The organism is Mycobacterium asiaticum (assembly GCF_001673365.1).
Classification (GTDB): domain Bacteria; phylum Actinomycetota; class Actinomycetes; order Mycobacteriales; family Mycobacteriaceae; genus Mycobacterium; species Mycobacterium asiaticum_A.
Window position 1 is genome coordinate 94,927 of sequence record NZ_LZLS01000214.1, and the last position, 19,685, is coordinate 114,611.

Below are 19,685 nucleotides of genomic sequence, written 5' to 3' on the forward strand. Positions count from 1 at the left end.
CGACGTCCGAGGCGACCACTAGCCTGGATGCGTGCCAGATCCCGCCACCTATCGTCCGGCTCCCGGGTCCATCCCGGTCGAGCCGGGCGTTTACCGATTCCGGGATACTTACGGGCGCGTCATCTACGTCGGTAAAGCCAAGAGCCTGCGCAGCCGGCTGACGTCGTATTTCGCCGACGTCGCCGGCCTGCACCCGCGAACGCGTCAGATGGTGACCACCGCGGCCAAGGTCGAGTGGACGGTGGTCAACACCGAGGTCGAGGCGCTGCAGCTGGAATACAACTGGATCAAGGAGTTCGATCCGCGCTTCAACGTCCGCTACCGCGACGACAAGTCCTATCCGGTGCTCGCGGTCACCCTCAACGAGGAGTTCCCGCGGCTGATGGTCTATCGCGGGCCGCGCCGCAAAGGGGTGCGGTATTTCGGACCGTATTCGCACGCGTGGGCCATCCGGGAAACGCTGGACCTACTCACCCGGGTCTTCCCGGCGCGCACCTGTTCCAACGGAGTCTTCAAGCGGCACAATCAGATCGACCGCCCCTGCTTGCTCGGCTACATCGACAAATGTTCGGCGCCCTGTGTCGGCCGGGTGAACGCGGAGCAACACCGCCAGATCGTCATGGACTTCTGCGACTTCCTGTCGGGCAAGACCGACCGATACGCCCGCGAGCTCGAGCAGCAAATGCACGCGGCGTCCGACGAACTCGACTTCGAGCGGGCGGCGCGGCTTCGCGACGACCTGGGCGCGCTGCGGCGGGCCATGGAGAAGCAGGCCGTGGTGTTCGGTGACGGTACCGACGCCGACGTGGTCGCCTTCGCCGACGACGATCTGGAAGCCGCGGTGCAGGTCTTTCATGTGCGCGGCGGACGGGTGCGCGGGCAGCGGGGCTGGATCGTGGAGAAGTCGGCAGACCCCGGTGATACCGGCGCCGAACAGCTCGTCGAGCAGTTCCTGACGCAGTTCTACGGCGAGCAAGCCGAATTAGGGGGAGCCGCTGACGAATCCGTCAACCCGGTGCCGCGAGAGGTGCTGGTGCCGTGTCTACCCTCCAACCACGACGAGCTGGCCCGCTGGCTGTCGGGTCTGCGTGGCGCCAAGGTCGGGCTGCGGGTGCCGCGGCGCGGTGACAAGAAGGCGCTCGCCGAGACCGTGGAACGCAACGCGAAAGAGGCGCTGCAGCAACACAAGCTGAAGCGGGCCGGCGACTTCACCGCCAGATCGGCTGCGCTGCAGAACATTCAGGAAGCCCTCGGACTGGCTGACGCCCCGCTGCGCATCGAGTGCGTCGACATCAGCCACGTCCAGGGCACCGATGTCGTGGGCTCCCTGGTGGTCTTCGAGGACGGCCTGCCGCGCAAGTCCGACTACCGGCACTTCGGAATCCGGGAAGCCGCGGGGCAGGGCCGTTCCGACGATGTGGCCTCCATCGCCGAGGTGACCCGGCGTCGGTTCTGGCGGCACCTCGCCGACCAGAAAGACCCCAATATGCTTTCCCCCGAAGGGAAATCACGCCGCTTCGCCTACCCGCCCAACCTGTACGTCGTCGACGGCGGCGCCCCGCAGGTCAACGCGGCCAGCGCGGTACTCGACGAACTCGGTATCACCGACGTCGCCGTCATCGGTCTGGCCAAGCGCCTGGAAGAGATCTGGGTGCCATCGGAACCGGACCCGATCATCATGCCGCGCAACAGCGAGGGGCTCTACCTGTTGCAGCGGGTGCGCGACGAGGCGCACCGTTTTGCCATCGCCTACCATCGCAGCAAGCGATCCAAGCGGATGACGGCATCGGCGCTGGACTCCGTGCCCGGATTGGGCGAGCACCGCCGCAAGGCGCTGGTCACCCATTTCGGATCGATAGCCCGCCTCAAGGAGGCCACCGTCGACCAGATCACCGCTGTTCCCGGAATCGGCGTGGCCACCGCCACGGCTGTCCTGGAAGCGCTGCGACCGGAGGCCGAACCCGACCCAGCGGGAGCCACCAATGACTAATGACGAACCCGCCGGCATCGACGTCGTTCTGGTGACCGGGTTGTCAGGCGCCGGGCGCGGTACGGCGGCCAAGGTGCTCGAGGACCTGGGGTGGTACGTCGCCGACAACCTGCCGCCCCAGTTGATCACGCGCATGGTGGATTTCGGTTTGGCTGCCGGATCGCGCATCACCCAGCTGGCGGTAGTGATGGACGTGCGCTCGCGCGGGTTCACCGGTGATCTGGACGAGGTGCGCAACGAACTGGCCACCCGCAACATCACTCCTCGGGTGGTGTTCATGGAAGCGTCCGACGACATGTTGGTGCGCCGCTACGAAAACAATCGCCGCAGTCATCCGCTGCAGGGTGAGCAGACGCTCGCCGAAGGCATTGCCGCCGAACGTCGGATGCTGGCCCAGGTGCGGGCCACCGCCGACCTGATCATCGACACCTCGACCCTGTCGGTGCGAAGCCTGCGGGAAAGCATCGAGCGGGCCTTCGGCAACAGCGGCGGCCCGACCACCAGCGTCACCGTCGAGTCCTTCGGCTTCAAGTACGGCCTGCCGATGGATGCCGACATGGTTATGGATGTCCGCTTCCTCCCCAACCCGCATTGGGTCGACGAGCTGCGCCCGCTGACCGGTCAGCATGAGCGGGTGCGGGACTACGTGTTAAGCCAACCCGGTGCGAGTGAGTTTCTGCAGACCTACCATCGGTTGCTGTCGTTGGTGGTCGACGGCTACCGGCGAGAGGGAAAGCGCTACATGACGGTTGCGATCGGCTGCACGGGAGGCAAGCACCGCAGCGTGGCGATCGCGGAAGCGCTGATGGGGCTGCTGATGTCCGATCCGCAGCTGACGGTACGGGCGCTGCACCGGGATCTGGGTCGCGAATGAACCCGACCAACAGGGAAGGCATTGTCGCACTGGGTGGCGGACACGGCTTGTACGCGACGCTGTCGGCGGCGCGCCGGCTGACCCCCTATGTCACGGCGGTGGTGACCGTCGCCGACGACGGCGGCTCCTCGGGTCGGCTGCGCAGCGAGTTGGACGTGGTACCGCCCGGTGATTTGCGAATGGCGTTGGCGGCGTTGGCATCCGACAGCCCGTATGGGCGGTTGTGGGCGACCATCCTGCAGCACCGGTTCGGCGGCAGCGGCGCGCTGGCCGGGCACCCGATCGGCAACCTGCTGCTGGCCGGACTGTCCGAGGTGCTGGCCGACCCGGTCGCCGCGCTGGACGAGATCGGACGCATTCTCGGTGTCAAAGGCCGGGTGCTGCCCATGTGCCCGATTGCCCTGCAGATCGAGGCAGATGTCTCGGGTCTGGAGTCCGACCCGCGGATGTTCCGGTTGATCCGTGGCCAGGTGGCGATCGCGTCGACGCCGGGCAAGGTACGCCGGGTGCGCTTGTTGCCCGCCGATCCGCCCGCGACCCGGCAGGCCGTCGACGCCATCATGTCCGCCGAGTTGGTAGTGCTGGGTCCTGGCTCGTGGTTCACCAGCGTGATCCCGCACGTACTGGTGCCCGGGCTGCTCGAGGCGTTGCGGGCCACCGCCGCCCGCAAGGCGTTGGTGCTCAATCTGGTGGCCGAGCCGGGGGAGACGGCGGGTTTCTCGGTGGAGCGCCATCTGCACGTGCTGGTCCAGCACGCTCCGGATTTCACCGTGGACGACATCATCATCGACGCCGAACGTGTGCCGAGCGATCGCGAACGTGAGCAACTGCGCCGTACCGCAACACTGCTAGAGGCCGAGGTCCACTTCGCCGACGTGGCCAGACCTGGTACACCTTTACATGACCCGGGCAAGCTGGCGGCAGCATTGGAGGCGGTGCGGGTTCGTGGCGGGAGCTCGGCGGTGCCCCCGGTGACGGGCGTGCAGGGCGCGGGCGGCAACAGACCGAGGGGTGACGACGCGTGGCGATGACGACCGAAGTCAAGGACGAACTGAGTCGTCTGGTAGTCAAGTCGGTCAGTGCCCGGCGCGCGGAGGTCACGTCGCTACTGAGGTTCGCCGGCGGGTTGCACATCGTGGCGGGCCGCGTCGTCGTCGAAGCCGAGGTGGATCTGGGCAGCATTGCCCGTCGGCTGCGCAAGGACATTTTCGACCTCTATGGCTACAACGCGGTGGTGCATGTGTTGTCGGCCAGTGGAATTCGTAAGAACACCCGATATGTGCTGCGGGTGGCCAACGATGGGGAAGCGCTGGCCCGGCAGACCGGGCTGCTCGATATGCGCGGACGTCCGGTGCGGGGACTGCCCGCACAGGTCGTCGGCGGCAGCATCGCCGACTCCGAAGCCGCTTGGCGTGGAGCCTTTCTGGCCCACGGATCGCTCACCGAACCGGGCCGCTCCTCGGCGCTGGAGGTCAGCTGCCCCGGCCCGGAGGCCGCACTGGCGCTGGTCGGGGCGGCACGCCGGCTCGGCGTGAGCGCCAAGGCGCGCGAGGTGCGCGGAGCCGACCGGGTGGTGGTGCGCGACGGTGAGGCGATCGGTGCTCTGCTGACTCGGATGGGCGCCCAGGACACGCGGCTGATCTGGGAGGAACGACGGCTGCGTCGCGAAGTGCGCGCCACGGCCAACCGGCTGGCCAACTTCGACGATGCGAACCTGCGCCGCTCGGCACGCGCGGCGGTGGCCGCGGCCGCCCGAGTGGAGCGCGCTTTGGAGATCCTCGGCGATACCGTCCCCGACCATCTGGCCACCGCTGGCCGGTTGCGCGTCGAGCACCGGCAGGCCTCGCTGGAGGAACTGGGTCGGCTCGCCGATCCCCCGATGACGAAAGATGCTGTGGCAGGCCGCATTCGGCGGTTGCTGTCGATGGCTGATCGGAAAGCGAAAGTGGACGGCATTCCCGACACCGAGTCGGCGGTGACCCCCGACCTGCTCGAGGACGCCTAACCCTTCTTCTCCGCGAACCGAACCGGGCCGCGATTTCGGGCCGAGGATTTCGCAGTGTGGTTGGGTTCGCGCAAAGGAAAGGGCTACGGTCGGGGGATGAAACGGCTCTCGAGTGTTGATGCAGCGTTCTGGTCCGCCGAAACCGCAGGTTGGCACATGCATGTCGGTGCGCTGGCGATTTGTGATCCAAGGCACGCACCCGACTACAGCTTCCAGCGATTGCGTGAACTGCTCATCGAGCGCCTGCCCGAGATCCCGCAGCTGCGCTGGCGGGTGACTGGCGCCCCGCTCGGACTGGACCGGCCGTGGTTCGTCGAGGACGAGGAACTCGACATCGACTTCCATGTCCGGCGCATCGGTGTCCCGGCGCCCGGCGGGCGGCGCGAGGTCGAGGAACTGGTCGGCCGGTTGATGTCCTACAAGCTGGACCGCTCGCGACCGCTGTGGGAACTGTGGGTGATCGAGGGCGTCGAAGGCGGTCGCATCGCCACGCTGACCAAAATGCACCATGCGATCGTCGACGGCGTCTCGGGGGCCGGGCTCGGCGAGATTCTGTTGGACGTCACGCCGGAACCGCGTGCGCCACAGAAGGAAACGGTCGGATTCGTCGGCTTCACCATTCCCGGCCTGGAACGCCGGGCACTGGGTGCGCTGATCAACGTCGGGATCATGACGCCGTTCCGCATCGCCCGGTTGCTCGAGCAGACCGTGCGTCAGCAGATCGCCGCGCTGGGGGTGGGCGCCAGACCGCCGCGCTACTTCGACGCGCCCAAGACCAGGTTCAACGCCTCGGTGTCACCACACCGGCGCATCACCGGCTGTCGGGTCGAGCTGGACCGGGTCAAGGCCGTCAAGGACGCCTTCGGGGTCAAGCTCAACGATGTGGTGCTCGCGTTGGTGGCCGGCGCGGCGCGCGAATATTTGCAGAAGCGCGACGAGTTGCCCTACAAGCCGTTGATCGCACAGATTCCGGTGTCGACTCGCACCGATCAGAACCAGTCGGACGTCGGTAACCAGATCAGTTCGATGACGGCCTCACTTGCCACCGACATCGATGATCCGACCGAGCGGCTCTTGGCGATTCACGAAAGCACCAGGAACGCCAAGGAAATGGCGAAGGCGTTGTCGGCGCATCAGATCATGGGGCTCACCGAGACCACCCCGCCCGGGTTGCTGCAATTGGCCGCCCGCGCCTACACGGCCAGCGGCTTGTCGCACAACCTGGCCCCGATCAACCTCGTCGTCTCCAACGTTCCGGGTCCGCCCTTCCCGCTGTACATGGCCGGCGCCAAGCTGGACTCGCTGGTCCCGCTCGGTCCGCCGGTGATGGACGTCGCACTCAACATCACCTGTTTCTCTTACCAGGACTGCCTGGACTTCGGTTTCGTGACGACGCCGGAGGTGGCCAACGACATCGACGAGATGGCCGACGCCATCGAACCGGCGCTGGCCGAGTTGGAAGCTGCGGCCGACTTGCGGTAGCGGCTAAGGCTTTCCGTTGCCAGACGGCGGGTTCGTCACGTACACCCAGGACAGGAATTTGGCGACGGCATCGGCGGCCTTATGCGCTCGCGGGGAACCGAAGATGTCGAACGCGTGCTGGGCGTTGGGTAGTTCGGCATAGGCGACCGGAGACTTCGACACCGCACGCAACTCCTCGACGAACTCGCGGGCTTCCTCCACCGGGATGAGCGAGTCGTCCGCTCCATGCAGCACGAAAAATGGTGGTGCGTCCGGCTTTACGTATCTGATCGGTGACGCGTCGAGGTATATCGAACGGTGGGTCTTGATGTTCTTCTTGACCACCAATCTGCCCAACACTTCAATGAATGCGGACCGTCCCGGTGCCACGTCGGAAAACCAGTCGTAGCGGCCGTAGAACGGGACCGCGGCAGCTACCGACGTGTCGGCGGTTTCGAAGCCCGGCTGAAACTTGGCGTCATTTTCGGTCAGCGCAGCCAACGCGGTCAGATGGCCACCAGCCGAACCTCCGCTGATCGCAACGAAATTCGGGTCACCGCCGTAGTCTGCGATGTTCTCCTTGACCCACGCCAACGCGCGCTTGACGTCGACGATGTGGTCGGGCCAGGTATGTAACGGAGACACGCGATAGTTCATCGAGACACACACCCAGCCACGCGAAACCAGTTGGCCCATCAAGGGATACGCTTGCGGGCGACGCCACCCGATCATCCAGGCCCCGCCTGGAACTTGAAGTAGCACCGGTGCTTTGCCGTCCCGCGCCAGATCGTGACGGCGCCAGATGTCGGCCAGATTGGCCCGCCCGTGCGGCCCGTAGCGGACGATGTTCTGCTTCTCGACGAACCGCCGTCGGGCCATGGTGGTGCGTAGCGGCGGACTGCGCCGCCCACTTCGCTTGGGCTCCGTCGGCAATGCGGTCAGCTCGTCCTCGTAGTCGGGTCCGAGCTGGTCGGTCAGCGCAGATTTCAGCACCGGACCGGGAGTGACGATCCCGCGGTAGCCGATCACCGCCAACATCGCCCACGACGCCGCCGTCAACGCAAGGGCCAGCTTGCCTTTTGGGCCGGCGAAGTCGCCCCGCCGGCCGCGACGCACCGCGTCCAACAAGGAGACACCGCCGTAGACCAGCGGCACCTCCGAGGGCGGCCAACCGAACCAGAATACCGTCGGCGCGGCGTAGGGGTTGCGGCTCAGCGGACGTAAACCGTTGGCGGCGTTGACAACTTCCACGGTTGCGCGGGTCAGCGGCCGGGGGCGGCGCAGTTCTCGCAGCACTCGTCGCAGGTTCATGATCCGCTCACCAGTCCCTTGAGCTCGTTGCGCAGAATCTTGCCGGTGCTCCCGCGGGGCAGTTCATCGAGCAGCTTGATCTCGCGGGGCACCTTGTAATTCGCCAGGTTCTCCCGGATGTGTTGCTTGAGCGTTTCCTCGTCTGCGGTCGAACCCGGTTCCAGCACAACGAATGCCGACAACCGCTGGCCGTACTGTTCGTCGTCCACGCCGAGCACCGAGGCTTCGGCCACGTCGGGATGGGCGGCCAGCGTCTTCTCCACTTCGATCGGGTAGATGTTCTCTCCGCCGGAGACGATCATCTCGTCGTCGCGTCCCACTACGAACAACCGGCCATTCTCGTCCAGATAGCCGACGTCTCCGGAGGACATGTAACCGGCGTGGAAGTCTTTGGTTTTACCGGAGGTATAACCGTCGAATTGGCTTTCGTTGTGCACGTAGATCGTGCCGACCTCACCGGTGGGCATCTCGTTGAAATCCGAGTCCAGGATCCGGATCTGGGTTCCTTCGGCGGGCTTGCCGGCGGTGTCGGGCGCGGCCCGCAGATCGGCCGGTGTGGCGGTGGCGATCATGCCGGCCTCGGTGGCGTTGTAGTTGTTGTAGATCACGTCCCCGAATTGGTCCATGAACGAGACGACGACGTCGGGTCGCATTCGCGACCCCGAGGCCGCGGCGAACCGCAACGACTTGCCGCTGTAGCGATTTCGTACTTCGTCGGGCAGATCCATGATGCGGTCGAACATCACCGGTACCACCGCCAGGCCGGTGGCCTGGTGCCGGTCGATCAGAGCCAGTGTGGCCTCCGGGTCGAACTTGCGTCGGGTCACCACCGTGCACGCCAGCGACGAGGCCAGCACCAACTGCGAGAACCCCCACGCGTGGAACATCGGTGCCACGATCACAATGGGTTCCTCGGCCCGCCACGGGGTGCGGTCCAGCACGCCCTTGAGTGTCTTGATCCCACCACTACCGCCAGAGTGCTTGGCGCCCTTGGGTGTTCCGGTGGTGCCCGACGTCAGCAGGATCACCTTGCTCTTCTTGCCGGTGTTGCGTTCCGGGCGCGCGCCGGTGTGGGAGGCGATGAGTTTCTCCACGGTCACATCGTGGGATTCTTCAGTCCACGCGACGATACGGGTGGCGTTCGGGGCGTCGGCGAGCGCACGGTCGACCGTCGCGGTGAACTCCTCGTCGTAGATGATGGCGTCGACACCTTCGCGCGTGACCACCTCAGCCAGCGCCGGGCCGGCAAACGAGGTATTCAGCAAGAGGATGTCGGCGCCAATCCTGTTGGCTGCCAACAAGGAATCGACGAATCCGCGGTGGTTTCGGCACATGATGCCGACCACCTTCGGTGCCCCACCCGGCAGGGCCCGCAGTGCCGCCGCGAACGCGTGGCCGCGCTCATCGAGCTGCCGCCAGGTCAGTGTCCCCAGCTCGTCGATGAAGCCAGGCCGGTCCGGACAACGTTGCGCCGCACCGGCAAATCCGGAAGTGAACCCGATACCTTCGCGGGCCATCGCGGCGCCCATCCGCACATACCGGTCCGGCCGCATCGGCGCGATCATGCCGGCGCGTCGCAGGGTACTGATCAGACCGCGGACCTCGTCGATTCGAGATGCCATGGCTCAGCCCACAATCGGGAATCGACGCTTGGCGGCGAGCTCGTTGAGCCCCGTTTGCATGACCGACCGAACATGCTCGTCGACTTCGTCGATGTCGGGGTTCTCACCGAATTGCGCGGTGAGATCGATTGGTTCCAACACCTGCATGACGATCTTGGCGGGTAACGGGAGGTTGGGTGGGATCGCGGCGCTGAAGCCGAACGGGAAGCCGAACGAGAGCGGCAGGATGTCGCTGCGGATGAACCGCTTCAAACCCAATTGCTTGGCCAGCCAGGTGCCGCGACTCAGGTACAGCTGGGTCTCCTGGCCACCGATGCCCACCAGAGGCACGATCGGTACGCCCGCGGCAAGAGCAGTGCGGACGTATCCCTTACGGCCGTTGAAGTCGATGACATTCTCCGCGGATGTCGGCCGGTAGGCGTCGTAGTCACCGCCGGGAAAGACGACCACGACACCCCCGGATCGTAGCGCCGCCGCCGCGTTCTCGGGGTTGGCCCGGATGTAGCCGGTCTTGCGGAAGAAGTCTCCGGTGGCGCCCATGAACAAAATGTCGTGGCTCAGGGTCAGCACCGGTCGTTCGTAGCCGAACTTCTCGTAGAAGTCGGTGCTGAAAATCGGGACGTCCATCGGAAACTGTCCGCCAGAGTGGTTGGCCACCACGAGCGCGCCGCCGGGCGGAAACACGTCCAGGCCCCGTACCTCGGCGCGAAAGTAGGTCTTGAGGATCGGGCGCATCACGCTGATCATTCGCTGCGTCATCCCAGGATCGAACTTGTCGATGTCGCCAACATCCAAGCTTTCGGCTTCGCTCACTGGGGCTCCTTTGCCATCGAGTGTCTAGATGGTAGCGACTGCCGGTGCGATCATGGTTGAGGGCATTTGCCGGGGGCTGCAGAAGGGACCGAGGGTGTCCGAAACCGGAGGCGGTCAACTGTCGGTGATCGCCCGACAGATGGACGCGATCCGCGACGAATTCATCGGCGAGTTGTTCGAGGTGATGAAGAAGGAAATTCCGGTCCCGAGCTACGACAGCCGCATGATGGCGCTGTGGCGCGCCAGCCTCACCGAGAACGTCGTCGCGGGAATCCACTACATAGAGCGGGACCCTCCGGAGCCCTTCTTGGAGGCCCCTGCCGCCGCGTTGGCTTACGTACGTGCCGCGGCCCAGCGCGACACCCCGTTATCAGCGCTGGTCAGAGCGCATCGAATCGGACATGCCAGGTTTTTGCAGCGGGCGATGCAGTTCGTAGCACTGCTGGAGTCCAGCGAGCGCGTGCCGGCAATCGTCGAACTGGTGAATCGGTGCGCGCGTTTTGTCGATGTGGTCGGTGACCAGCTGACCGTGGCCTATGAGCAGGAACACGACCGCTGGTTGAGCCGGCGCAGCGGTCTGCAACAGCAATGGGTCAGCGACATACTGGCGGGCACTCCCGTCGACGTACAGCGCGCAGAAATGGTGCTGGGCTACCAGTTGGACGTCGCGCACATCGCGGCCGTGTGGTGGGCGGACACCACGGTTCCCACCCGCGACGTGGCGGCGCTGTTGGACAAGGCGGGTTCGTTGATCGCGGGGGAGCTGCGCGCGGCAGGACGTGCGTTGATGGTGCCGACCGACGAGCGTGAGGCGCGGTTGTGGTTCTCCCCGATACCCGCCCGCGAGGCAGTCGCGGCCGAACGGGCCCGGGTGCGGGCGGCCTTCGAGTCCGCGGGAATTCCCGCGTGCCTGGCGTTCGGTCGCGTCGAGCGCGGCCTGGACGGCTTCCGGGCCTCCTTAAAGCAAGCCGAACGCGCCAAGGCGGTGGCTCTGGGCGCCGGACGCCATCCCCGTGACCGCGTGGTCTATTACGCCGACGTCGCGCCGATCGCGTTGATGGCAACCGACGCCGAAGAACTCGGACGCTTCGTCACCGAGGCATTGGGCGATCTCGCCGTCGACGACGAACGCAACCAATGGTTGCGCGAAACGCTGCGCGAGTTTCTGGCCCGCAACCGCAGCTATGTAGCGACAGCGGAAGCGATGATCTTGCACCGCAACACAATTCAGTATCGTGTCGCGCAGGCGATGGAACGCTGCGGGCAGGACTTCGACGACCCCGATGCGGTGTTCAGGGTCCAGACTGCGTTAGAAGTCTGTCGGTGGATGGCTCCGGCAGTGCTACGGACGGCAAACCCGTCGGTCTAGCGCGGTTCGTGTTGCGCGCACAAAACATGTCCTGACCTTCGGCGCCGCCGCATATGGCGTCGGCGCGATGCCGCGGCTTACCGTTGGTCAGCGTCGAATGTCGACCCCGTGCGGGGCGGCAAACCGATTCTGTCGCAATGCCTGTCAACGCTTCCTGGTGGGCGTCACTCGGTGGATAACGCCGATGTCTTTGCGCTTGAGACTTTTTGGCTAGGAGCCGGCATGTCGTGTGTAGCGGAGTCTGATACCGGGGCGTTCGGGCACGCCTCGGTCGGCTCCGTGCCTGCCGGTGTCGAGCGGCTGGGTCCGGCATCGGTGCCGGGCCCAGCTGCGCCCCAATGCCGTGGTGACAAGTCGGCAGACGAGCGTCAGGCCGAGCACTACCTGCGGCTGCTGGCCCGGCAGTTGGGACAGACCGAATACCGCATACACAAGTGCCGGCGGGCGATCTCGCTGGCTCAGGCAGCGGGCGACGTCGAGAACGTTATCGGCTTTCGCCGCTTGCTCAAGGCCGAGCAGGACGACCGGCGGACGGTAAAGGAGTTGATCGCCAATTTGCGGCGCCGCTTCGGCGGTGCCGAACTGGATCACTCGCAGGGCGCGGGTTACGACGATTCGCAGCGGACGAGGGGCCGCTTCGAAGATCGGCATGGCCTGGCGGTCATCCGCGCCCTGCCGAGCCACTCACGACGACGGGGGCCACACCGCCGGCACGGCGGTGTCCGCCTGTCACCGAGGCCGGATACATTTGGACTCGCCGAACGGTTTCAGACAGCGAGCGAGGCGGCCATGGGATTCATCTCACCGGATCTTCCAGACGTTGACCACGACACCTGGACGTCCCTGCCGCGGGCGACGCGGCTGCAGGTGGTCACCCGGCACTGGGCGGAGAACGGATTCGGCACGCCGTACGCGGTCTACCTGCTATACCTGCTGAAGATCGGTCTCTACGTCGCTGTTCCGGCGGCGCTCATCTCGCTGACTCCCGGGCTGGGCGGGCTCAGCAACATCGCCGACTGGTGGACTCAGCCGATCGTGTACCAGAAAGCGATCATCTTCACGCTGCTGTTCGAGGTGCTCGGCCTGGGTTGCGGGTCGGGGCCGCTTACCGGACGCTTCATGCCGCCGATCGGTGGTGTGCTTTATTGGTTGCGGCCCAAGACGATTCGGCTTCCGGCGTGGCCGGACAAGGTGCCGTTCACCCGCGGAGATTCACGCAGTGTCGTCGACGTCGCGCTGTATGCCATCGTGCTGGGCAGTGCGGTGTGGGCGCTGTTGTCGCCGGGGCAGGGCGGTCCGGTTCCGGGGATCGGTGGTGTAGGCCTGGTCGACCCGGTGCTGGTGATCCCGACGATCGTCGCCTTGGCGCTGTTGGGCTTGCGAGACAAGACCATCTTCCTGGCCGCGCGCGGGGAACATTATTGGCTGAAGTTGTTCGTGTTCTTCTTTCCGTTCGTCGACCAGGTGTCGGCATTCAAGCTGATCATGTTGTGCCTGTGGTGGGGAGCGGCGACCTCAAAGCTCAACCACCACTTCCCGTACGTCGTGGCGGTCATGACGAGCAACAACGCGCTGCTGCGCAGCAGGCTGTTCACCCCGCTCAAACACGCGCTCTACCGCGACCACGTCAACGACCTGCGTCCGACCGCCATACCGAAGTTGATGGCCCATGTGGGTGGAACCACAGCGGAATTCATCGTGCCGACGGTGTTGGTCTTCGTCGCCGGAGACCAACCGTGGCGGTGGTTTCTGATCGGGTTCATGGTGATCTTCCACCTCAACATCCTGTCCAACCTTCCGATGGGCGTGCCGTTGGAATGGAATGTCTTCTTCATCTTCTCGCTGTTCTACCTGTTTGGGCACTACGGTTCGATTCGCGCCATCGACTTGCGGTCGCCGTGGTTGTTGGCGCTGGTGCTCATCGCGGTAGCCGTCGCGATCGCGGGAAACCTGTTCCCCGAAAAGATTTCGTTCCTGCCCGGCATGCGCTATTACGCCGGCAACTGGGCCACCAGTTTGTGGTGCTTCCGCGCGGGAGCTGAGGACAAGATCGAAGCCGACGTGGTGAAAAGCTCTGCGCTGGTTATCAATCAGCTGACCAAGCTGTATGGCGCCCCCACCGCCGAGGTGATGTCCGACAAGGTGGCGGCCTTTCGGGCCATGCACACCCACGGTCGTGCGCTTAACGGTCTCCTGCCGCGCGCGATCGACAACGAAGCCGAATACAGCATCAGGGAGGGCGAAGTCGTCGCCGGTCCGCTCGTCGGGTGGAATTTCGGAGAAGGACATCTGCACAACGAGCAGCTCTTGGAGGCCGTCCAGCGGCGCTGCAATTTCGCCAACGGCGACCTCCGCGTCATCGTCCTGGAAGGCCAACCGATCCAAACCCAGAAGCAGTGGTACCGAATTTTCGACGCCAAGACCGGGTTGATCGAGGCTGGCTATGTCGACGTCGCGGAGATGCTGACGCGGCAGCCCTGGCCTGAGCCGGACGACGAATTCCCGGTTCACGTAACGACACAACGCTCCGTGCCGGCATGACGACCGCGGTTGTCGTCGGTGCCGGGCCCAACGGCCTGGCCGCGGCAATCCATTTGGCGCGCCAGGGCATCGACGTTGAGGTGCTCGAGGCTCACGACACCATCGGCGGGGGAGCGCGCTCGGGCGAGTTGACGGTGCCCGGAGTCATCCACGACTACTGCTCGGCCTTCCATCCGCTGGGCGTGGGCTCACCGTTCTGGAAGGAAATCGACCTTACCCGCCACGGGCTTTCGTGGAAGTGGCCGGAGGTGGACTGCGCGCACCCACTCGACGACGGCACCGCCGGAGTGCTGTATCAGTCGATCGTCAAGACCGCCAAGGGGCTGGGTCCCGATCACCGCCGCTGGCGCGCCGCGATCGGCGGGCTCGCCTCCGGATTCGACGATCTGGCGGAGGATCTACTGCGACCGGTGCTCAACATTCCGCGACATCCGGTGCGGTTGGCGCTGTTTGGTCCGCGCGCCGTGCTGCCGGCGACCGCCGTCGCGGGCTGGTTCCGCACCGAGCAGGCGCGTGCCCTCTACGGTGGTGCGGCCGCGCACGCCTACACCCGGCTGGACCGGCCACTGACCGCTTCGCTCGGGTTGATGATCCTGGCCAGCGGGCATCGGTACGGGTGGCCGGTCGCCGAAGGCGGGTCCGGGGCGATCGCCCGGGCCCTGGGCGCGGCGCTGAACGCCGAAGGCGGACGGGTCAGCACCGGCGTCAAAGTCAACAGCCGCCGCGACATTCCGACCGCCGACATCGTGATGCTCGACCTGAGTCCCGCGCAGGTACTTACGCTTTATGGCGGCGCGATGCCGCTGCGCATCAGACGGTCCTACCGCCGCTACCGCGAAGGCTCCTCGGCGTTCAAGGTCGACTTCGCTATCGAAGGCGACATTCCGTGGACAAATCCCGACTGCGCCCGCGCGGGCACCGTCCACCTCGGCGGTAGTTTCGAGGAGATCGTCGACACGGAACGCCAACGCGCCCAAGGCAAAATGGTGCAGCGGCCGTTCGTACTGCTGGGGCAGCAGTACCTGGCCGACCCGTCCCGCACCGGTGGCCCCGGGGGCAAGATCAACCCGATCTACGCCTACGCGCACGTGCCGTTCCGCTATAGCGGAGATGCAACCGCCGCGATCGTCGACCAGATCGAACGGTTCGCGCCGGGCTTCCGCGACCGCATCGTCGAGACGGTGAGCACCAGCACCGCCGAACTACAGGCTCGCAACCCCAGCTTGATTGGCGGCGACATCATCGGCGGCGCCAACGACAAGCTGCAGATCCTCTTCCGGCCGCGCATTGCTCTCGACCCGTACGCAATTGGCGTACCGGGTGTCTACCTGTGCTCGCAGTCCGCGCCGCCGGGTGCCGGCATTCATGGGTTGTGCGGCTACCACGCCGCTGAATCGGCATTGCGCTGGCTGCACAAGCGCTGAGCGCCGGGTCAGCTCGCTGGCCCGGGCTGCAGGGGCTGACCGGGCGCGGGGCCGCCAGCCGGCGCCGTTCCGGCCGGTTCACCCTTCCCGGTCCCGGACATGGTCGTGATCGGAGCGCCAACCGCCCCCGGGGCACCCGCGGGCACCGGGGCGCCGGCAACGATTGGCCCGCCGATGGGTACCGGCCCTCCGATAGGCACGGGTGCACCGATCGGTACCGGCGCGCCGATGGGCACCGGTGCACCGATCGGTACCGGCGCGCCGATGGGCACGGGCGCTCCGATCGGTACCGGCGCCCCGATGGGCACCGGCGCTCCGACGGGCACCGGGGCGACGACCGGCACCGGTCCGGGTACCACCAGCGGGGCACCCACCGGCACTCCCGACATGCCAGTGATCGGAGCACTTGCCGGCCCGCACGCCTCGACAGGTGTCGCACCGGCGGGCGCCGGCCCGCCGGGTGCGCCTGGTCCACCGGCGGGGGCTGGCCCACCGGCCGGCGCTGGTCCACCAGCTGGAGCTGGACCACCGGCTCCGCCCGCGGCCGGCGCTCCGCCTGCGGCAGCCGTGCCGTATGCGCAGCAGACCGGGGCTCCGCCGACGCCTGCCAGTGCGGCACCATCGCCGGCTGCGCCCGCGGTTCCCGACATTCCCTGGATGCAGGCGTGCCCGCCCGTTTTCAGCGGTATGGCAGCCGCACCCGGGCTCAGCGAAATGGCCGCGCCGCACACACCGGCGGTGACAGCAATCACTTTGATGTTGAATCGATCGAAGATCGTCATCAACGTCAACTCCTTTATCTGCGCTCGAATATTCCTGCACCCACGTGGTTCAGCAGAACCGTCTAGCCATACCGAACTCGTGTCTAATGACTGGCTCGATTGTTAATCGCAACCGTGTAACTCAAACCGCGGCGCACCGTGCCGTTTCCAAATGGTGACGTTCGGCCAGAATCGCGCAGAGCTGTAAGGCATTCCAGTCCGTGCGCAACGCGCGTAAGTGCAGTTCGACGGCGATAGTCTTACCGGCCCCAGCAACGGCAACTGCACTGATCTAGGCTGACGACGAGGGCTTAACAGCGAACACCAAAGACGAGGAGAGACACGTGACGGTCCGAGTTGGCATCAACGGCTTTGGTCGAATCGGACGTAACTTCTACCGGGCTTTGTTGGCCCAGCAGGAGCAGGGTGACGCCGACGTCGAGGTGGTGGCGGTCAATGACATCACCGACAACCACACGCTGGCGCACCTGCTGAAGTTCGACTCGATCCTGGGTCGACTTCCCCACGAGGTGACGTTGGACGGCGAGGACACCATCGTGGTGGGCCCGGCCCGGATCAAGGCGCTGGCGGTGCGCGAGGGCCCCGCCGCCCTGCCCTGGGGCGACCTAGGTGTCGATGTCGTCGTGGAGTCCACCGGCCTGTTCACGAGTGCGGCCAAGTCCAAGGGTCACCTGGAAGCCGGCGCTAAGAAGGTGATCATCTCCGCCCCCGCCACCGACGAGGACATCACCATCGTGCTGGGCGTCAACGACGACAAGTACGACGGCAGCCAGAACATCATCTCCAACGCGTCGTGCACCACCAACTGTCTTGGCCCGATCGCCAAGGTTCTCAACGACGAATTCGGCATCGTCCAAGGCCTGATGACCACCATCCACGCCTACACCCAGGACCAGAACCTGCAGGATGGCCCGCACAAGGACCTGCGCCGCGCCCGCGCGGCTGCGTTGAACATCGTGCCCACGTCCACCGGAGCGGCCAAAGCCATCGGTCTGGTGCTGCCCGAATTGCAGGGCAAATTGGACGGTTACGCGCTGCGGGTACCCATCCCCACCGGGTCGGTCACCGACCTGACCGCTGAGTTGTCCAAGCAAGCCAGCGCGGACGAGATCAACGCCGCAATGAAAGCCGCTGCGGACGGCCCGATGAAGGGCATCCTGAAGTACTACGACGCCCCGATCGTCTCCAGCGACATCGTCACCGACCCGCACAGCTCGATCTTCGACTCCGGGCTGACCAAGGTCATCGGCAATCAGGCCAAGGTGGTCTCCTGGTACGACAACGAGTGGGGCTACTCCAACCGCCTCGTCGACCTGGTCAAGCTAGTCGGCAAGTCGCTCTAGCCGTGTCCGTACCAACTTTGGAAGACCTTCTCGCCGAAGGTGTTTCGGGTCGTGGCGTACTGGTCCGTTCGGACTTGAACGTCCCGCTCGACTTCGATGCCGGGGGGGACGGGAACATCACCGACGCGGGTCGCATCACCGCGTCGGTACCCACGTTGAAGGCACTGCTCGACGCGGGCGCGAAGGTGGTCGTCACCGCCCACCTGGGTCGCCCCAAGGATGGGCCGGAGTCCAAGTATTCGCTGGCGCCGGTGGCCGCCGCACTGGGGGAGCAACTGGGCCGCCATGTCCAGTTGGCCGGTGATGTCGTCGGCACCGATGCGTTGGCCCGCGCCGAGGGGCTCACCGACGGCGACATCCTGCTGTTGGAGAACATTCGTTTCGACAAGCGCGAGACCAGCAAAGACGACGACGAGCGCCTGGCGCTGGCCAAGCAGCTGGCCGAATTGGTCTGGCCCGATGGGGCTTTCGTTTCCGACGGCTTCGGCGTGGTGCACCGCAAGCAGGCCTCGGTGTACGACGTGGCCACGCTGTTGCCGCACTACGCGGGGAAGCTGGTGGCCGACGAGATCAAGGTGTTGGAGCAGCTGACCAGCTCCACCGAGCGGCCTTACGCCGTGGTGCTGGGCGGATCGAAGGTGTCCGACAAGCTGGGCGTGATCGAGTCGCTGGCCACGAAAGCCGACAGCATCGTCATTGGCGGCGGCATGTGCTTCACATTCCTTGCCGCGCAGGGTTATTCGGTTGGGAAGTCGCTGCTCGAAGAAGAGATGGTGGACACCTGCAGTAACCTGCTGGAGACCTATCACGACGTGCTGCGGTTGCCGGTAGACATCGTGGTGACCGAGAAGTTCGCCGCCGATTCGCCGCCACAGACAGTTGCGGCCAATGAGATTCCCGACGACCTGATGGGCCTGGATATCGGGCCGGGTTCGGTCAAGCGGTTCACCACGTTGCTGTCCAACGCCCAGACCGTCTTCTGGAACGGCCCGATGGGCGTCTTCGAGTTCCCGACGTATGCCGAGGGCACCCGAGGCGTCGCGGAGGCGATCGTCGCGGCGACCGGTAAGGGAGCGTTCAGCGTGGTCGGTGGGGGAGACTCCGCCGCCGCGGTCCGTGCGTTGGGGATACCAGAGGACGACTTCTCGCACATATCCACCGGCGGCGGCGCGTCGCTGGAATACCTTGAGGGCAAAACACTTCCGGGCATTGAGGTGCTTGGCCGTGAGCAGCCGACCGGAGGGGACTCGTGAGCCGCAAGCCGTTGATCGCCGGCAATTGGAAGATGAACCTGAATCACTTCGAGGCGATCGCGCTCGTGCAAAAGATCGCATTCGCATTGCCGGACAAGTACTTCGACAAGGTCGACGTCACGGTCATCCCGCCGTTCACCGATTTGCGCAGCGTGCAAACCCTGGTCGACGGCGACAAACTGCGGCTGACCTATGGGGCGCAGGATCTTTCGCAGCACGACTCCGGCGCCTACACGGGAGAGATCAGCGGGGCGTTTTTGGCCAAGCTGGGCTGCAGCTACGTCGTTGTCGGTCACTCCGAGCGGCGCACCTATCACAACGAGGACGACGCGCTGGTGGCCGCTAAAGCGGCCGCCGCACTCAAGTACGAGCTGACCCCGATCGTCTGTATCGGTGAGCACCTCGAGGTGCGCGAAGCCGGAAATCACGTGTCGCACAACGTCGAGCAACTGCGCGGGTCACTGACCGGGCTCTCGGCCGAGCAGATCAGCAAGGTCGTCATCGCCTACGAGCCGGTCTGGGCGATCGGTACCGGGCGGGTCGCCAGTTCGGCGGATGCTCAGGAGGTGTGCGCGGCGATTCGTGCCGAACTGGGGTCGCTGGCCGCACCGGAGGTTGCCGAGAGCGTGCGGGTGCTCTACGGCGGCTCGGTCAACGCGAAGAACGTCGGCGAACTCGTCGCCCAGAGCGACATCGACGGCGGGCTCGTAGGTGGCGCGTCCCTGGATGGCGAGCAGTTCGCGACGCTGGCGGCCATTGCCGCCGGGGGACCGCTGCCGTAGCAGTTGGTCGCGGGCCACACCCGTCGCGGCACCGAGGCGGGCCACACCCGTTTCATGAGTCACACCGGTCCCAGAACCTAGACCATGTGTCTGTTTGCCCGCCTCTGCGCGACAA

At 65.7% G+C, this 19,685-nt stretch carries 15 protein-coding genes; 11 read left to right on the forward strand and 4 right to left on the reverse strand.

Annotated elements, in window-relative coordinates; genetic code table 11:
• The first annotated feature begins 31 nt into the window (after positions 1-31).
• From uvrC to A5634_RS25540, 5 genes are all read left to right on the forward strand, one after another.
• Positions 32-1,990, forward strand: coding sequence for an excinuclease ABC subunit UvrC (gene uvrC, locus A5634_RS25520; RefSeq protein ID WP_065146809.1), 1,959 nt, complete (start codon positions 32-34; stop codon positions 1,988-1,990).
• Positions 1,983-2,864, forward strand: coding sequence for an RNase adapter RapZ (gene rapZ / locus A5634_RS25525; RefSeq protein WP_065146810.1), 882 nt, complete (start codon positions 1,983-1,985; stop codon positions 2,862-2,864). Before uvrC ends, rapZ begins: the two co-directional genes overlap by 8 nt.
• Positions 2,861-3,895, forward strand: coding sequence for a uridine diphosphate-N-acetylglucosamine-binding protein YvcK (gene yvcK, locus A5634_RS25530; protein WP_065146811.1), 1,035 nt, complete (start codon positions 2,861-2,863; stop codon positions 3,893-3,895). The genes rapZ and yvcK overlap by 4 nt, the downstream gene beginning before the upstream one ends.
• Entirely contained in the window at positions 3,892-4,869 is a 978-nt protein-coding gene (whiA, locus tag A5634_RS25535; RefSeq protein ID WP_081290659.1) for a DNA-binding protein WhiA, read from the forward strand. Before yvcK ends, whiA begins: the two co-directional genes overlap by 4 nt.
• A 96-nt stretch (positions 4,870-4,965) precedes the next feature.
• Positions 4,966-6,351: a WS/DGAT/MGAT family O-acyltransferase gene (locus A5634_RS25540; protein WP_065146813.1), complete on the forward strand. Its 1,386-nt coding sequence runs from the start codon at positions 4,966-4,968 to the stop codon at positions 6,349-6,351.
• Positions 6,352-6,354: 3 nt separating this feature from the next.
• Here the strand turns inward: A5634_RS25540 and A5634_RS25545 are convergent, their stop codons facing one another.
• The 3 genes from A5634_RS25545 to A5634_RS25555 are packed head-to-tail and all read right to left on the reverse strand — an operon-like array spanning position 6,355 to position 10,022.
• Positions 6,355-7,641, reverse strand: coding sequence for an alpha/beta hydrolase (locus tag A5634_RS25545; RefSeq protein WP_065146814.1), 1,287 nt, complete (start codon positions 7,639-7,641; stop codon positions 6,355-6,357).
• Positions 7,638-9,263, reverse strand: coding sequence for an acyl-CoA ligase FadD12 (fadD12, locus tag A5634_RS25550; RefSeq protein WP_065146815.1), 1,626 nt, complete (start codon positions 9,261-9,263; stop codon positions 7,638-7,640). The genes A5634_RS25545 and fadD12 overlap by 4 nt, the downstream gene beginning before the upstream one ends.
• Before the next feature lie 3 nt (positions 9,264-9,266).
• Positions 9,267-10,022 (reverse strand): 1-acyl-sn-glycerol-3-phosphate acyltransferase, encoded by a 756-nt coding sequence (locus tag A5634_RS25555; protein WP_155769734.1) that lies wholly within the window; start codon positions 10,020-10,022, stop codon positions 9,267-9,269.
• A 148-nt stretch (positions 10,023-10,170) separates the two neighbouring features.
• On the opposite strand from A5634_RS25555, the gene A5634_RS25560 reads away from it, so the two are divergent.
• The 3 genes from A5634_RS25560 to A5634_RS25570 all read left to right on the forward strand — a co-directional run bounded on the left by A5634_RS25560 (position 10,171) and on the right by A5634_RS25570 (position 15,410).
• The gene (locus A5634_RS25560) at positions 10,171-11,445 is read left to right on the forward strand and encodes a PucR family transcriptional regulator (RefSeq protein WP_065146831.1); all 1,275 of its coding nucleotides are present in this window, start codon (positions 10,171-10,173) and stop codon (positions 11,443-11,445) included.
• 789 nt (positions 11,446-12,234) lie between these two features.
• Positions 12,235-13,986 (forward strand): DUF3556 domain-containing protein, encoded by a 1,752-nt coding sequence (locus A5634_RS25565; protein ID WP_065146832.1) that lies wholly within the window; start codon positions 12,235-12,237, stop codon positions 13,984-13,986.
• On the forward strand, positions 13,983-15,410 hold the full coding sequence (locus tag A5634_RS25570; RefSeq protein ID WP_065146817.1) for a phytoene desaturase family protein: 1,428 nt from the start codon (positions 13,983-13,985) through the stop codon (positions 15,408-15,410). Before A5634_RS25565 ends, A5634_RS25570 begins: the two co-directional genes overlap by 4 nt.
• A gap of 8 nt (positions 15,411-15,418) precedes the next feature.
• Here A5634_RS25570 and A5634_RS25575 read toward each other — a convergent pair whose 3' ends face one another.
• Entirely contained in the window at positions 15,419-16,192 is a 774-nt protein-coding gene (locus tag A5634_RS25575; RefSeq protein ID WP_065146818.1) for a hypothetical protein, read from the reverse strand.
• 323 nt (positions 16,193-16,515) lie between these two features.
• Between A5634_RS25575 and gap the strand changes: the two genes are divergently transcribed.
• Genes gap through tpiA form a run of 3 tightly spaced genes read left to right on the forward strand, consistent with a single transcriptional unit; the run spans position 16,516 to position 19,570 of the window.
• A complete protein-coding gene (gene gap, locus A5634_RS25580; protein WP_065146819.1) occupies positions 16,516-17,535 on the forward strand; it encodes a type I glyceraldehyde-3-phosphate dehydrogenase in 1,020 nt (339 codons plus the stop codon).
• 2 nt (positions 17,536-17,537) lie between these two features.
• On the forward strand, positions 17,538-18,788 hold the full coding sequence (locus tag A5634_RS25585; protein WP_065146820.1) for a phosphoglycerate kinase: 1,251 nt from the start codon (positions 17,538-17,540) through the stop codon (positions 18,786-18,788).
• Positions 18,785-19,570 carry a triose-phosphate isomerase gene (gene tpiA, locus A5634_RS25590; protein ID WP_065146821.1) on the forward strand — a complete coding sequence of 262 codons (786 nt, stop codon included), beginning with the start codon at positions 18,785-18,787 and terminating at the stop codon, positions 19,568-19,570. The genes A5634_RS25585 and tpiA overlap by 4 nt, the downstream gene beginning before the upstream one ends.
• The last annotated feature ends 115 nt before the right edge of the window (positions 19,571-19,685 follow it).

Bases quoted from the DNA above. Each gene is read 5' to 3' on its own strand.
- rapZ (WP_065146810.1), top strand. From the start codon at position 1,983: ATGACTAATGACGAACCCGCCGGCATCGACGTCGTTCTGGTGACCGGG.
- yvcK (WP_065146811.1), top strand. From the start codon at position 2,861: ATGAACCCGACCAACAGGGAAGGCATTGTCGCACTGGGTGGCGGACAC.
- whiA (WP_081290659.1), top strand. From the start codon at position 3,892: ATGACGACCGAAGTCAAGGACGAACTGAGTCGTCTGGTAGTCAAGTCG.
- A5634_RS25540 (WP_065146813.1), top strand. From the start codon at position 4,966: ATGAAACGGCTCTCGAGTGTTGATGCAGCGTTCTGGTCCGCCGAAACC.
- A5634_RS25545 (WP_065146814.1), bottom strand. From the start codon at position 7,641: ATGAACCTGCGACGAGTGCTGCGAGAACTGCGCCGCCCCCGGCCGCTG.
- fadD12 (WP_065146815.1), bottom strand. From the start codon at position 9,263: ATGGCATCTCGAATCGACGAGGTCCGCGGTCTGATCAGTACCCTGCGA.
- A5634_RS25555 (WP_155769734.1), bottom strand. From the start codon at position 10,022: ATGACGCAGCGAATGATCAGCGTGATGCGCCCGATCCTCAAGACCTAC.
- A5634_RS25565 (WP_065146832.1), top strand. From the start codon at position 12,235: ATGGGATTCATCTCACCGGATCTTCCAGACGTTGACCACGACACCTGG.
- A5634_RS25570 (WP_065146817.1), top strand. From the start codon at position 13,983: ATGACGACCGCGGTTGTCGTCGGTGCCGGGCCCAACGGCCTGGCCGCG.
- A5634_RS25575 (WP_065146818.1), bottom strand. From the start codon at position 16,192: ATGACGATCTTCGATCGATTCAACATCAAAGTGATTGCTGTCACCGCC.